Source organism: Microcoleus sp. S36a_B3 (genome assembly GCF_036700745.1).
In the GTDB taxonomy this organism is placed as follows: domain Bacteria; phylum Cyanobacteriota; class Cyanobacteriia; order Cyanobacteriales; family Microcoleaceae; genus Microcoleus.
On the sequence record NZ_JAUBPN010000020.1, the window covers coordinates 50616 to 65024 of the forward strand.

General features: G+C 46.6%; 14 protein-coding genes. 5 read left to right on the forward strand and 9 right to left on the reverse strand.

Annotated elements, in window-relative coordinates; translation table 11 throughout:
* Nucleotides 1-185 precede the first annotated feature (185 nt).
* Nucleotides 186-1409 carry a class I SAM-dependent methyltransferase gene (locus QUA01_RS19995; protein WP_333090149.1) on the forward strand — a complete coding sequence of 408 codons (1224 nt, stop codon included), beginning with the start codon at nucleotides 186-188 and terminating at the stop codon, nucleotides 1407-1409.
* A gap of 119 nt (nucleotides 1410-1528) precedes the next feature.
* On the opposite strand, the gene QUA01_RS20000 is transcribed toward QUA01_RS19995, so the two are convergent.
* The 3 genes from QUA01_RS20000 to QUA01_RS20010 all read right to left on the reverse strand — a co-directional run bounded on the left by QUA01_RS20000 (nucleotide 1529) and on the right by QUA01_RS20010 (nucleotide 4328).
* Nucleotides 1529-2275, reverse strand: coding sequence for a Uma2 family endonuclease (locus QUA01_RS20000; protein WP_333090148.1), 747 nt, complete (start codon nucleotides 2273-2275; stop codon nucleotides 1529-1531).
* A gap of 186 nt (nucleotides 2276-2461) precedes the next feature.
* A complete protein-coding gene (gene asnS / locus QUA01_RS20005) occupies nucleotides 2462-3853 on the reverse strand; it encodes an asparagine--tRNA ligase (RefSeq protein ID WP_194066368.1) in 1392 nt (463 codons plus the stop codon).
* A 109-nt stretch (nucleotides 3854-3962) separates the two neighbouring features.
* Nucleotides 3963-4328 (reverse strand): DUF2203 domain-containing protein, encoded by a 366-nt coding sequence (locus QUA01_RS20010; RefSeq protein ID WP_333090146.1) that lies wholly within the window; start codon nucleotides 4326-4328, stop codon nucleotides 3963-3965.
* A gap of 116 nt (nucleotides 4329-4444) precedes the next feature.
* Between QUA01_RS20010 and QUA01_RS20015 the strand changes: the two genes are divergently transcribed.
* On the forward strand, nucleotides 4445-4720 hold the full coding sequence (locus QUA01_RS20015) for a DUF6439 family protein (RefSeq protein ID WP_194010122.1): 276 nt from the start codon (nucleotides 4445-4447) through the stop codon (nucleotides 4718-4720).
* Between the two features lie 249 nt (nucleotides 4721-4969).
* Here the strand turns inward: QUA01_RS20015 and QUA01_RS20020 are convergent, their stop codons facing one another.
* The gene (locus QUA01_RS20020) at nucleotides 4970-5458 is read right to left on the reverse strand and encodes an ATP-binding protein (RefSeq protein ID WP_194010121.1); all 489 of its coding nucleotides are present in this window, start codon (nucleotides 5456-5458) and stop codon (nucleotides 4970-4972) included.
* A gap of 676 nt (nucleotides 5459-6134) precedes the next feature.
* Between QUA01_RS20020 and QUA01_RS20025 the strand changes: the two genes are divergently transcribed.
* A complete protein-coding gene (locus tag QUA01_RS20025) occupies nucleotides 6135-7028 on the forward strand; it encodes an alpha/beta fold hydrolase (protein WP_333090143.1) in 894 nt (297 codons plus the stop codon).
* 131 nt (nucleotides 7029-7159) lie between these two features.
* Here the strand turns inward: QUA01_RS20025 and QUA01_RS20030 are convergent, their stop codons facing one another.
* Together QUA01_RS20030 and QUA01_RS20035 are read right to left on the reverse strand one after the other, a co-directional pair.
* Nucleotides 7160-7456, reverse strand: coding sequence for a hypothetical protein (locus QUA01_RS20030; RefSeq protein ID WP_333090142.1), 297 nt, complete (start codon nucleotides 7454-7456; stop codon nucleotides 7160-7162).
* The gene (locus tag QUA01_RS20035; RefSeq protein WP_194066364.1) at nucleotides 7422-9107 is read right to left on the reverse strand and encodes a transglutaminase-like domain-containing protein; all 1686 of its coding nucleotides are present in this window, start codon (nucleotides 9105-9107) and stop codon (nucleotides 7422-7424) included. Before QUA01_RS20035 ends, QUA01_RS20030 begins: the two co-directional genes overlap by 35 nt.
* A 422-nt stretch (nucleotides 9108-9529) precedes the next feature.
* Here QUA01_RS20035 and QUA01_RS20040 point away from each other — a divergent pair, with 422 nt between their 5' ends.
* Together QUA01_RS20040 and QUA01_RS20045 are read left to right on the forward strand one after the other, a co-directional pair.
* Complete coding sequence (locus QUA01_RS20040) at nucleotides 9530-10390, forward strand: DUF928 domain-containing protein (protein ID WP_333090140.1); 861 nt, start codon at nucleotides 9530-9532, stop codon at nucleotides 10388-10390.
* Between the two features lie 204 nt (nucleotides 10391-10594).
* Nucleotides 10595-12685, forward strand: a complete 2091-nt coding sequence (locus QUA01_RS20045; protein ID WP_333090139.1) for a ShlB/FhaC/HecB family hemolysin secretion/activation protein — start codon at nucleotides 10595-10597, stop codon at nucleotides 12683-12685.
* 366 nt (nucleotides 12686-13051) lie between these two features.
* On the opposite strand, the gene QUA01_RS20050 is transcribed toward QUA01_RS20045, so the two are convergent.
* The 3 genes from QUA01_RS20050 to QUA01_RS20060 form a co-directional block, all read right to left on the reverse strand.
* Nucleotides 13052-13450 carry an alr0857 family protein gene (locus QUA01_RS20050; RefSeq protein WP_333090137.1) on the reverse strand — a complete coding sequence of 133 codons (399 nt, stop codon included), beginning with the start codon at nucleotides 13448-13450 and terminating at the stop codon, nucleotides 13052-13054.
* Between the two features lie 74 nt (nucleotides 13451-13524).
* Entirely contained in the window at nucleotides 13525-14040 is a 516-nt protein-coding gene (locus QUA01_RS20055) for an HNH endonuclease (protein ID WP_333090135.1), read from the reverse strand.
* Nucleotides 14041-14201: 161 nt separating this feature from the next.
* Complete coding sequence (locus tag QUA01_RS20060; RefSeq protein ID WP_333090134.1) at nucleotides 14202-14366, reverse strand: hypothetical protein; 165 nt, start codon at nucleotides 14364-14366, stop codon at nucleotides 14202-14204.
* Nucleotides 14367-14409 lie beyond the last annotated feature (43 nt).

Below are 14409 nucleotides of genomic sequence, written 5' to 3' on the forward strand. Positions count from 1 at the left end.
ATTTTCGAGTGCGAACCTTACGGCTGATGAATAATATAATGCAATACGGTTTACTTAAGACGATCCCCCCTAACCCCCCTTAAAAAGGGGGGGGATCAGAATGCCCTCAAATTCCCCCTTCTTAAGGGGGATGCGAGGGGGATCTCCGGGGCATAAATATGTTAAGTGAACCGTATTGTAATATAATGAATATAACCACACAAGAGCAATTCGAGTTAATTCTAGGTTCTAGTATAGAAAATCAAGAATTTATCAGATTAACTTTAGGAAAGTATAGAGGAGGAGAAGACGGTTTAACTAAAATTATTGTGAGAATTGTAGAATTAAAATCCATAAAACTTTCTTTTACCTATAGTTACAAAACTAAAGAAATAGTCAAAAATTACCCAATCGAAGAGGGATTAGATTTAATCAAAACCCTGATTGGCAGTGAATTTATGAGTATTAGATTATTCTCGATCGAGCAAGATGTTCAACTTGAATATGGCAAAAATAAAAACCCTAAAATTAATTTTCTTAAGCCCACTTTTACCAATCCTGTTGATACGACTCCGCAGCAACACGATCGCAGGAAGAAACGGTATATTGAATCAGAAAATAATGTATATCTCAGAGCGTTAGGCATTACCAATAGTCAAGGTAATGTCGTAAGAACGATGGAAGATAAGTTCAGACAGATAAATAAGTTTGTGGAAATCATACATGGCTTAGTTGAATCATCAGAATTAGCAGAAAAAAGTCATATTTCTGTAGTTGACATGGGTTCAGGCAAGGGATACTTAACCTTCGCAATATATGATTTTTTGAACAATATTTTAGGCAAAGAAGCATCGGTTATCGGTATAGAAAGCAGAATACATTTAGTGGATTTTTGTAACTCTGTTGCCCAATCAGTTAATTTTGAAAGGTTACATTTTAACCAAGGAAACATCAGTAACTATAGCGCCGAAAAATCAGACATAACCATCGCACTTCATGCCTGCGATACTGCAACAGATGATGCAATTTATAAAGGGATACAGTCTGATTCTTCCTTAATCATCCTAGCACCATGCTGCCACAAGCAAGTTAGGAAACAAATTCATCCGAATATGGTTTTGAAGGATCTCTTAAAGTCTGGTATTTTGCTGGAGAGGCAATCGGAAATAGTTACTGATGGATTAAGAGCGCTTTTACTTGAATTGTCTGGCTATAAAACTAAGGTTTTTGAGTTTATAGCTGCTGAACATACGAGTAAGAATATAATGATTGTGGGAATTAAAAGCAATCATAGTATCAATAAGGAGCAGATTATTGGACAAATCAAAGAAATTAAAAAACTTTATGGAATAAACTTTCACTATTTAGAGACTTTACTATTTCCCCACTTCTTTCTTTCCCCCGATCTGGCCGATATAATTAATGCTTAGTTGGTAAGCGATCGCCCTATAATACCAATTTCAACCCGATCGCATTCAAGCAGTAATCCTGGGTTTGAAGTGCCCTATGGTCAATTTGGATTGAGTAGCGATTTGCCCGATCGCCCGATTCATGTCAGCCGATCGATATCAACACCCAACTCGCGCAACTTTGCCGCCAATAAATCCGCCCGCAACCGTTCATGTTCCGCCCGCAACCGTTCATATTCCGCCTGTTCCGAGCTCCACAGCAGCAAATTTCCCTGCGAATCCCACCAACGCAGCCAATTCATAGTTTGCCCCAGCCGTTCCCCCGACCAAATCCCCAGCCACAAATCCAACTCTGGAATCCGCACCCGCCCCTCAGCATCAGCAGCCTGCGTTTCATAGGCTCCATTTTGCAGATACCGCACTTCCAGCTTGGGCTCGTAGGGGTCGTAGGTAACGTAGGTGGGCACTTGCAGAATCTGTTCGTAGAAGTAGAGCTTGCCATAGGGAGGAGTCGATCGCACCGACAGTTCGCCGTAATCTTCATTAGACAAAAACTCCATCACCACCGATACCGGCGCACCCTCCAGATTCGGCGTGTAACTCCGGCGAATCGTCCCCTCAGCAACTGGATGCACTTGCGGCACGAAAAACCAATCCGGTGCTTTGACTACAATCTGCTTATTTACAGTCGCTACCAGTCCAAAATTGGAACCAATAAGGGCGATCTGTTCAATGCGTCCAGCGGCACCCAGAGCATCGGTAAGAGCAGCAGCAAGGGGCGGTTGTTGAATATTTTCCACGGGATCGTCCGGTAAAACAAAGTCGGCTGGTAGGGCTTCCCAAGTGACATTTGGTGTTGTGGAACTTGATAAGATTTTAAGAACCATTAACTCATACCATTTGAGATTTTATATTTTAGATTACTCGTTACCAGGCTCCAGCCTGGTAACGCCGGGAGGTTCTGCCTCCATTTTACCAAGCGAGGCAGAGCCTCTGGATATAGGTTCCCAGGCTGGAGCCTGGGAACCAGTTAACTTTGTTTTTGTAGGTGCGGTTTCAACCGCCGTCTGCATCTAAAAATCAATAGTCAAAGGCGCTCTCGGAAACGGAATTACATCGCGAATATTCCCCATTCCCGTCATGAATTGCACCAACCGTTCAAACCCCAAACCAAAGCCAGCGTGAGGCACAGTACCGTAGCGGCGCAAATCCAAATACCACCACAACTCCTCCTTATTCATCCCCTGCGCTTCCATGCGCCGCTCCAACACATCCAGCCGTTCTTCCCGCTGGGAACCGCCGATAATTTCCCCAATATTTGGAGCCAAAACATCCATTGCTCGCACGGTTTTCTCGTCTTCATTTAAACGCATATAAAATGCTTTAATTCCGACCGGATAATCGCTGACAATCGTCGGCTTCTTAAACAAATCCTCAGCCAAATAGCGCTCGTGTTCCGACTGCAAATCCAAGCCCCAACTTACTGGGAAATCAAACTTTTTGTCGGCTTTTTCCAAAAGTGCGATCGCCTCGGTATAAGTAATCCGCTCAAACTGATTATTAATAATATTTTCAGCAGTAGCCAAAACCGTTTTGTCAATGCGCTCATTGAAAAACTCCATATCCTCCGGGCAATGCTCCAAAACGTACTTAAAAATGTACTTTAAAAACGCCTCAGCCAAATCCATATCACCCTGCAAATCGCAGAAAGCCATCTCCGGTTCAATCATCCAAAACTCAGCCAAATGTCGCGAAGTATTAGAATTTTCCGCTCGAAAAGTCGGGCCAAAAGTGTAAACATTGCCGAAAGCCATCGCCATAACTTCCGCTTCCAACTGGCCGCTAACTGTTAAATAAGCGCGCTTGCCAAAAAAGTCCTTCGCATAATCAACCTCTTGCGAATCCGTGCGCGGCACATTCTTTAAATCAAAGTTGGTAACGGCGAACATCTCCCCCGCACCTTCGCAGTCGCTAGCAGCAAGAATCGGAGTGTGAACCCACAAAAAGCCGCGTTCCTGAAAAAATTGGTGTACCGCCGCCGAACAAGCATTGCGGACTCTAAACACAGCGCCGTGGGTGTTTGTGCGCGGCCGCAAATGGGCGATTGTCCGCAAAAATTCCAAGGAATGGCGCTTTTTTTGCAGCGGATAAGTTTGCGGGTCTGCTTCGCCGTAAACTTGTACTTGCGAGGCTTTTAACTCAATTCGCTGTCCTTTCGCAGGTGACGCTACCAGCACTCCCGACACCTCTAAAGATGCACCTGTATTAAGTTGTTTGAGTATATTTTCAAAATCCGGCAAATCAGCATTGATGACTACCTGCAAATTAGCCATCGCCGAACCGTCGTTAACTTCCACAAAGGCAAATTCTTTCAATTCGCGCTTAGTACGCACCCAACCTTGAACAGTGACAGTTTCGCCCGGTTCACCACCGCGCAAAATTGCTGCAATTCGTTGACTTGTCATAATATCCACTCCTGTTTATTTAATATTTTGCACCAAAATTCTCTCTTTTCTCTTCCTCTGCGCCCTCTGCGCCCTCTGCGGTAAAAAAAATCATAAATCCCAACATAATTCAACCCGCGTAGGATTTCAAAATCCAACCGATCAAAATGCCGAGTCCCCCAAAGCGAACTGCTTGCCAAAAAGGTTGTTTTATGCTTCCCCAAGAAAACAGGCTGCTTTCTAAATTTAACTCGATCGTTTCCAATTCTTGCTCAATTTTCCGCAATTCTTGCTTGAGTTGCGGCAATGGATTTTGGCGCAGAGACTGGCGCACGTCTTCGCGCCGGTGCCCGAGTTCGTCTTGGCGCTGTCGATCGACCTGAATTTGAGTGTAACGCTCTTTGACGGCTGCGAGCGATCGCTCCACTGCTGCGATCGCCTGCACAAACTCGTTTTCTTGCTCTTTTTGATTTAACTCTGACGGCTGTTGAGGCATTTCGATCTGCAAACCTGACGAGAATAAAAAAACCGATTCCCAATTAAATTGTTATTATTATGTGCAGTTATTTAAAAAATTCAGAAACCCTAGCCAAATCCCTATAATTGCCACCTATGCTTGAAACCGCACAAACAACCCAAACTGTCAACCTCAACGAGCTTAGCACGGTAGAACTAGCTCAAGCTCTAGCAGCGCGCCTCGCCATCTCCGAAAAAGATTGGCACCGCCTCAAAGCCAACCGTTCTGCGCGCGCGGGCGAGCAAGCTGCAGCCGCTTTGGTGTTTTTGCTCAAAAAACAGCCAGAAGAAGCTCTCCCGCGCTTACAACAAGCCGCAGGATGGCTGGATCGATCGATCTCTGCTCCTCCCTGTCCCACCCACGGCAAATAATTGTGAGTCGCTGAGTCTTGAGGTGAACAGCGGATTTGTTGCTAAAAAATCAGACGATCGCGCCGCTCGATCGAGCAGCGCGATTGCGAGTTAAAAAAGATTTTATGCTTTTCTAACTCAAAACTCAAATTTTGCATTATCATCTAGTATCAATAGCCAGATAATCCATATTTTCAATCCCTGCTTCAGCGGGGAAAAGAAAAAATTTGCCAGTCTAGCCGAACCTAAAACTGCTGCAAAATATCATTTCTAGTGCAAGCGAGGCAGCCGGTAGCGACTGGAAACTTCTTTGCACAGCCGTAACTCTGTACCTTGAGAATTCCACTCTACCCGATCGAATATTTGGTAAAGAATAAACAGTCCCCTACCACATTCTTGTTCCACATGGGGGAGTGCAGAGTTATCTGCAACATCCTCTGCTATGAGACTGTCAAAATTATCGGTATCAAGATCGCAACCGCAAGGAGTTTTAAAGCCAGCACCTTCATCCGATATCACCCACCAGTATTGGTTTTGGACGATCGAAAAACGGACTCCAACTGTTTTACTGGGGTCTAACTTGTTTCCATGCTTAGCCGCATTTACCAAAGCTTCTTGAAGCCCTAACCGCAATTCCGCTTGCCACCGCTGTGGAACCTCTGCTAGGAGCAGATCCAAAACAGGACAAAGGTATAGGGTAGAAGCGAAGCTAATCGTAATCCAATTGCGTCCGGTCGGACGGGTTGAAATAGCAATCACTCAGAAAACTCCCTAACTTTCAGGTGGATGAACTTCACACCCTGCATAAGTTGGCTCCCTAGTATTCAAAATGCTAATTAATTGAGCTGCGCCACTCTATTTCTATCTTAGAGTATTTGAGCATTTAAGCAAAGCAAACAACGTCACAAAATATTCTGCGATTCTCAGAAACGAATAGCGGCAACCCTCAGTAATTTTACTTATCAGTTTCACTTGCACCAGATTTTTGATCTCGGATCGAGGCAACTCACGGGCGATCGCCGCGACATCTCCCAAGCCGCAAACAGTCGCGGTACGAAACGATCCCCAGCCATAAACAATCTAAAATATCTATTAAAACATCGAGCCCTAGAACCATCGCCGATCGCGCCAGACTCTCTCGCCCCACAGAGCGATCTGGCCGCTTTAGGGTACGAACATCATACCTAGGTGTGTTGCCATCAAGATCTCATCTATTTCTCCTATGCCGGTCGGCGCAAAAAAATCGCACTGCAGTAATCTTGATTAAATCAATATTTGTTACAAAACTTATTTCACATGAGTCAAGAACTCGCGATCGCCCAACCGGCCAAAATTGACAAATCCTTTGCTGGCGAATCTCATGCGCGTTTACCGAACTTTGTAAATCTGAACGTCGCGATACAATAGTTAAAGTAAATAATTATTTCTTTACATTATGCAAACCACCCCAACCATCACCACAGCCCCTATAGCAGGCACTTACTGGCAGTGGCGGGGCCATTCAGTGTACTACGTCCGATCCGGCGATCGGCATCCCGAACACCCTCCCTTGCTGTTAATTCACGGTTTTGGCGCGTCCACAGACCATTGGCGCAAAAATATCAGCGGCCTGAGCAAAGACTTTGAAGTCTGGGCGATCGACCTGATCGGATTTGGGCGATCGGCAAAACCCGAAATCCAGTACAGCGGCGACCTCTGGCGCGACCAACTCCACGACTTCATCACCAACGTCATCGGCCGGCCCGCCGTCCTCGCCGGCAACTCCCTCGGAGGCTACGCCGCCTTGTGTGTCGCCGCCCAGCGTCCCGAATCAGCCGCCGGACTCATCTTAATCAACAGCGCCGGCCCCTTCAGCGAACCCCAACCGGCACCCGAAGCCCCGCCCGTGCAAAAAGCTATATCTGTGGTAGCTAAAACCTTATTCCAGCAAGATTGGGCAAGTTTTCTGCTGTTCCAGTACGCGCGCCAGCGATCGACAATTCGGAAAACTCTAGAAAAAGTGTATCTCGACCAAAGCGCCGTCACAGACCAATTAGTAGAAGAAATTTACCTTCCCTCCTGCGATCCCGGTGCACCCAAAGTATTCGCCTCCGTATTCCGAACGCCCCAAGGTGAAAAAATCGACCTATTGCTGAGTCAATTAACCTCTCCGCTGCTGATGCTGTGGGGAGAAGGCGATCCGTGGATGAATTCTGCAGACAGAAGCGCCAAATTTCGCCAACACTATCCGCAGTTGACAGAACACTTTATCAAAGCCGGTCACTGTCCCCATGACGAAGTACCGGAACAGGTAAACGAACTGATTCGCGGATGGGTAATTAACCAATAGTCGATCGGCATCAACTCTGTTAATCTCCGTTAATCTGCGGTAAAAATACCTCAACCAAAAAACAAGACGACCTATTGGGGTCGTCTTATTTTATTTAATAAAAAATGCAATTTGTCAATAGCAAACAGCGACTATTTTTTCCGTTTAGCCTTATCTAACCGCCTGCGATCGCGCCACTCAACCGAAGTCAAATATGCAACCCCGCCTGTGACAGTCACCAGCAGTACAAAGGCCACTAAAACGAGAAAATTAGCAATAGAAAATTCCACAACCCCTCCTGCTTGGCTTAGATTTGAGATTATGTGCGATCGCACAACCGCAATCAAATTAGCTTGTAACGAGGAATATAAGTCCTCATCAAACTCTGCAGACTCGCATTCCTCACTACAAACCTTACAACAACTCTTCCAAAATTGTAAACCGGACATGATTAATTGCCAAAGTCCCCACGGAAACATCCTCCTTCTTCAGAGGAACGCCCCCGCTGGTGAGACTTTGAAACCGAATTCCCTTGCCAATTTCTACGTGGTACCAAGCTAAGCCCATAAAAAATCTCAAAGGATAAGGGCCTCTGTCTTGAATATCATCGGGATTAGATTCCATCGGTACCCAGCCAAAGCCCGGAATATAAAACTCCAGCCAAACATGATTGAAATCAGGTTCCAGCGGCACACCTTTTCTGTCAGCAAAAGCCGGACACTTGTAACGCCCAATTGTGCGGCAAGCAATCCCGTTTAACCTTGCCAAAGCCAACAATAACCCTACGTACTCGCCACAAGAACCGATGCCGCGCCGCAGTACAATATCGGGTGTATCTATGTGAGGTCTGATTCCGTAAGAAAGTTGGTCGTAAACAAAATTGCGAATGCTCAACAATTGCCTGAGAATGTTAGTTTCTGTGCCAATTGAGGCCACCGCAGCCGATCGCACAATCTCCGTATCCATCGCCAAATTATCATTATCCACCAAATACTTAGCTTCAAACTCCGGCGACAGTTTGGGAATCTTTTCCACATCGCGAGGCGACAATTGATACTTAATCGATCGCACTTCCAACAAAGCCTTCCAGCCAAAAATTCGCCGTTCCCCCTTCATCAGGCGATCGAACTTAAACACCGCCACCCGTTCCCCTTCCTGAATTTCCTCAGTAAAAGGCATCCCGACTGGCGTAATTTTCCTCACCTTTTGCCGGTGAGTTTCCGAAGGTAAAGCAATCCGCCACTCCAAATTGTCGATTTCTACCTCATCCAGAGGAGACAGTTCCTCCACATAGGACATTTCTATCAAAAAACCGTTTGACAAAGCGTAGCATTCTGCCTCATTGTAGTGAAAAGACAAAGGGTGAATAAAAGTGCGATCGCGCTTCGTCAACTGAAAAGGATCTTCCGAATTCGGGTCATCCCGGATATAAAGCTCATCGCCCGCATAAGCCACGTAGAGAACCTCTTCTCCCGTCTCTGAATCCTTGTGAAAAGCCAAGCCAGAAGGATATTCAAAGGGAGTCAAAATGCTAAATTTAATTTCTCCTGTGGCCCGTTCCAAACAGTAAACAGTTTGCTCGGTTTTGTCGCAAATCCAAATTTCCTCATCCCGGATTGTGATATTTTCTACTCCGATACCCGGAGCAAAAAATCGAGTAATTTCCCGACCAGTTTTCCCGTCAAAAACCAGAATATAGCCCAATCTCTGGCAAGTCACGTAAAGCGTAGATTGCCAAATCGCAATCCCGTCAACTGGATAAGAAAGGGAAACAAAATGTTCCGGTTTGAGTTGTGCGATCGCCCCATCGCGAATTGCACCCGGACAGCAACAAATATCCTGACCTCGCGCAAACCAGAGAGTATCTTCCCAAATAGCCAGCCCGGTTGCGCCCGCAAACTTAACCGTTTGATAAGGATTCAAAACAGTAGTGTTGTCAGTTTCTCGATCGATCTCCAATAGCAGCCCTTCGGCGCGATCGACACCGAACAACCGATTTCCCAAAAAAGCAATGCCGTGCAGTGCAGATACACCGATCGGTCTGACCATTCGCAGCCCCGAAGGCTGTTTGTCCGAGATAACTGGTGAATCGAGGTTCATGCTAAATTTCTTGTCGGTATTGTACAGAAAACTTGACTTTTGACTTGTAGCCGATCGCTTGAGATCCACCGGTCTTCATTACCGAGATTCCCGGTCTCCAAAACTAACGCATCAACCGGGTTTGTTTACGAAAATACAAGTTTTAGCCTGTCGTCGTAGTTAAAAAACCCGGAATATTAGTCATTGTCAAAATTGGGTGTAACAAGGTCAACCCAACTTGCTGCTGTGAATGCAGCTAAGTATAACCACTAAACCACCGCGCCAAAACGCTACACAGAATTCTATTTCCGTCACAGCAGCCAAACTAATCGTATCTGTCTGAACATATAAATTAAGTACAACAGATTACTATATCCGCCAAAACCTTGGGTAGAATAAAAATGTGCATCGAGTTCTTAGGTTCATCAGAAGGCAGGTTCATCATGGCTTGGAAGTCTGCTCTCAATACCAGCGCCCTTTCTTTAATTCTGTCTTTACAGGCAGTTGGCACCGGTAGTTTCTTTATACCAGCGGAGGCTATCAACAGCCCCGCAAAAAGCGTCCACCGCCCCTCAACACCGCAGCTACCCCTCAACTTGCAAACAGCTCAACCCCCCGGACAGACGGGAAACAGAACCAACAGCAAGCAACCCGGAGCCGCTTGGAATAACTTTCAACCGCCGGAACAGGGAGTACCCGGAAGGCGGGAAGGGGGAGGAACCAGGGGCTTAGTCTGCCCCACTCCGATCACAGCCTTGATTCCCCAATCAACTATGGGGCAAACCATATCAGGAAAGCCGACATTTTTCTACTACATTCCCGCAGCCGTTGACAAAACAGTTCAGTTTGAGTTAGCAGACGAAAGTGACAAAACAGTATACAAAAAAAGTTTTCGGATGGTAACTAGCCGTGGTGGTATCGTTAGCGTCAGCCTAGGCTCCGACGGCAACGCGCCAGCCTTGGAAGTGGGCAAAAACTATCAATGGTACTTTACTATCAAATGTAGCCCGCAAAGCTATACAGATGATGTTCTCGTGTCCGGGTGGATCAACCGCACCGCACTCGCCCCAACAGTAAAAACACAGTTGGATCGATCGCCCGACAGTCGCGCCAAGCTCAGCATCTTCGCCCAACAAGGTCTTTGGTACGAGTACCTGGCAACTCTAGCTCAACTGCGCCTAGAGTCTCCCAGCGATAGCAGTTTAGCCACCAAGTGGTCAGAAGTGTTGAGTTCGGTCGAACTCGGCAAAATCGCCCAAGCACCATTAGTCGCCAGTGAGTTAACACCCATAACCAAAAAATAATTCTATTTGTGCGCGGCGTACCAAAAACTCGGTTTCGAGGGCGGTATCTGCCAGCGCCACAGATGATTTTGGGGGTGTTGGGGGTTTGTTTGTCGATCGTCCTGAATAAATTCAAATTTTTGTGCTCATGAGCATTTCTGGTTCGCTTGCCTCTTGAAAGCCGGACTGTTCAAATTTTTATAGTAAAATTGCGCCCAATACTAAATGGTAAACTTGCAGAGTCAAGCAGAAGACAAACTTATTTTACAAAACACATTAATTATGCGCCCGAGAGCAAATATTGCAATATTTCGGTTGGGGATTTCACTTCTAACAGCGCTTCCTATCGCTTGCTTTTATGCCAATAAAGCTATATCCCAAATAAATGATATTTCTCAGTTTTCGGCCGCTGACAACTCAGCAAATACGGACAACGAAGCATTAGCACTTCAAAAACTGGAAATCCAACAAGATGAAACTGCAACCAACTTAAATCAACTCCCCGATTTTCCCGAAAGCAGCCCGATCGAGAATCAGCCCGATCGCTGTTCTACAATTAATCAAACAGATTGTGATACGCGCCTGTCGCCCGAAGCCAAAAAGTTCGCAGACAGCCAGCCAAAATGTCATAACCCCCTAGATTGCAATGTTTTAGCCCAAAACCAACCCCAGACACCTCCAAACCTGCCACCGCCCCCAACTCAACCAGATCCAAATCGCGATCGATTTCTGCAACCAGCCCCGCAGCCTTCCCCACAACCTCCCCAAACACCACCAACAGTTGCGCCCCAACCCCCGTCACCAGTTCCGCAGCCGCTGCCGAATACGATAATTCAGGTGCAGAAAATTGAAGTAATTGGCAGCACCATATTAACTGAAGACGAAATTAACGCCTTAATCAAGCCGTTTGAGGGCCGTTCTGCCACCCTAGAACAGATCCAACAAATCGCCGACAAAATTACCGAAATTTACCTCAATCGCGGGTACATCACTTCCAGAGCAATCTTGCCACCCCAAACTATCACCGCAGGGGTAGTCAAAATTCAAGTGATCGAAGGCAAGCTAGCCCGAATTGAGGTAGAAGGAAATAAAAGAGTGCATAAAAGTTACATCCGCAGCCGAATTCGACTCGGTGCCGGAATACCTTTAAGCACATCTTCATTAGAAAACCAACTCCGGCTGCTGCGAGTCGATCCTTTATTCGACAATGTAGAAGCCAGCCTGCGGGCTGGAGATAATGCAGCCGAGAGCATTCTGATCGTCAGAGTTACCGAAGCTAATCCGTTTCAATCTAGTTTCAGCTTTGACAATTACTCGCCTCCCAGCGTCGGTTCCGAAAGATTGGGGGTGAGTGTGCGGCACCGCAATATCACAGGAAATGGCGACGAACTGGCGGCGGCTTATTACCGATCGCTAGGTGATTCAGACTTGTTCGATTTCAGCTACCGCATCCCGCTAAATGCCATGAACGGCACTTTGCAACTGAGGGCGGCACCGAACCGCAACAGTATTGTACAAGCACCTTTTGACGCTTTTGATATTTCAGGAAAATCGCATTTATTTGAATTAAGTTACCGCCAGCCGCTGCTGAGAACGCCGATCGAAGAATTTGCCCTGTCTGCCGGTGTTACTTATCAGACAAGCAGAACTTTTCTCGCCGGCGAACCGTTTCCTTTTGGCATCGGCCCGGACTCCAAGGGTGTCAGCACTACCACTGCAATTAAGCTGGGACAGGACTACATTCGGCGCGACGCGCAGGGTGCTTGGGCCTTGCGATCGCAATTTACGATCGGCACTAGCTTGTTTGATGCTACTCAAAACGAAGGTTCTGTCCCTGACGGACAATTTTTGAGTTGGCTTGGTCAAGTGCAGCGAGTACAGCGATTGAACGACAAACATTTATTAATTTTGCAATCAGATTTACAGTTGTCTGCTAATAGTTTGTTGCCTTCCCAGCAATTTGTAATTGGTGGCGGACAATCTTTGCGCGGCTACCGCCAAAATGCCCGTTCTGGCGATAACGGCTTCCGAGTGTCTGTCGAGGATCGGATTGCTTTGCAGCGCGATGCTTCGGGAAATCCCAAACTTCAATTAGCGCCTTTTTTGGATGCGGGTACGGTGTGGAATAATCCCAACAATCCTAATAAATTAGCGAATCAGAGATTTTTAGGTGGTGTGGGTTTGGGGGTAATTTGGCAACCGATACCGCAGGTGAACCTGCGCGTAGATTACGCTTTTCCTTTGGTGAGAATTAGCGATAAAGGCGACAATTTGCAAGATAACGGCATTTACTTCAACCTAATTTATACACCATAAGGAGAATGGGAGAATGGGAGAGGGGGAGAGGGGGAGAATGGGAGAGGGGGAGAATGGGAGAATGGGAGAATGGGAGAGGGGGAGAATGGGAGATGAACACAATATTTCCTTCTTCCCTCTTCCTTCTTCCCTCTTCCTTCTTCCTGATGACGTTGTACCGAAAGCTCGGAGGCGACAGCACTGATGACTAATGACTAATGACTAATGACTTCTTCCCTCTTCCTGATGACGTTGTACCGAAAGCTCGGAGGCGACAGCACTGATGACTGATGACTAATGACTAATGACTAATGACTAATGACTAATGACTAATGACTTCTTCCTTCTTCCCTCTTCCTTCTTCCTTCTTCCTTCTTCTATCCGATATTAATCGCCAACTTCCCCGACAACCTCCGCAGCAGCCTGAGTTTCGAGCCATAGTTTGAGCAGCAATCGCTCGGCCCGATCGCCCAAAACAGTCGCAAACACGCCCTGGGCCCCCTCAGACTCGCCAGAAATCCACGTACCGCGCAGAGTCACCTCCACAAAATCAGCATCAGCAACACAAAGATCGATCGCCTCGCTATCATTTCGGCGGGCCTCAGATTCCAGCAGAGACAGCGCCGGCAAATTCGCCGGCAGCAAAAATGCCGCAGTGCTCGGTTCGACGCTGATGCTTTGACCAACTCGCATAGCCAGCACAACTCGCAGCGCCACTAACTGTTCGGGAGATTGAGCCAAACGCTCTAGGTTAAAGCCCGTTTCAGTGTAAGTCAACTTCAGCATATCGACAGCCTTAAAATTGAAATTTGTCAGTAGTCAGTAGTCAGTTGTCAGTTGTTAGTAGACTGACTAATTTCCTATTCCCCAATTTGGTATTCGTGCCAAAACATTTCGGAAAAAGCCACAGTGGGGTGCATAGGAGACTTCGGCTTAGTTCGCAAAGGCATTTGAGCTTCTATGGGAGTTCGATCGCCCTTACGAGAGTTGCACCCTTCGCAAGCAGTCACCACGTTGTCCCAAGTATGCAGCCCGCCCTTCGAGCGAGGCATGACGTGATCCAGCGTCAACTGTCGGTTGCTGCCGCAGTATTGACAAGAATGAGCGTCGCGGCGCAGAACTTCCCGGCGATTGACCGGTGGCACTTTCCAAAGGCGTTCGCTGTTGGCAAAAGTCAAGCGGATGTGTTCGGGTACGTGGATGCTGGTACTGGGCGATCGCACCAGCCAGCCATTGCCGGTGCTATAATCCAGAGCTTGGGCCTTGCCTGTTACCAAAAGTACGATCGCCCGTTTGATGTTGACACGGCTCATCGGTAGGTAATTCTGGGAAAACACCACCACAGATTTCCTCAATACATCAGTTAGTACGGTCACGGCTGCCTCCTCTTCATTAGGATTTTAGATTGAAGAATTTAAAATTTTTCGACTTCGCTCAAAACAAGTTTTAGATTTGGGATTTTGGGTGTTTCACCAGCATGATTAGATTTTAGATTTTGGATTGTGGATGTTTCACCAGCATTGTTAGATTGAAGAATTTAAATTTTTTTGACTTCGCTCAAAACAAGTTTTAGATTTAGGATTTTGGGTGTTGCACCAGCATTGGCTGAATCTGGTTTTTTGCCAGTTTCCCAAGCCTTTCCCAATTTCTCAAATATCCAATCAAATGCCCCCGCTTCTGTCGTACAGAAGCGGGGGCCCAAAAAACTGCTTTCATGCAAATTTTCATCCTGTGTCGGTACAGTT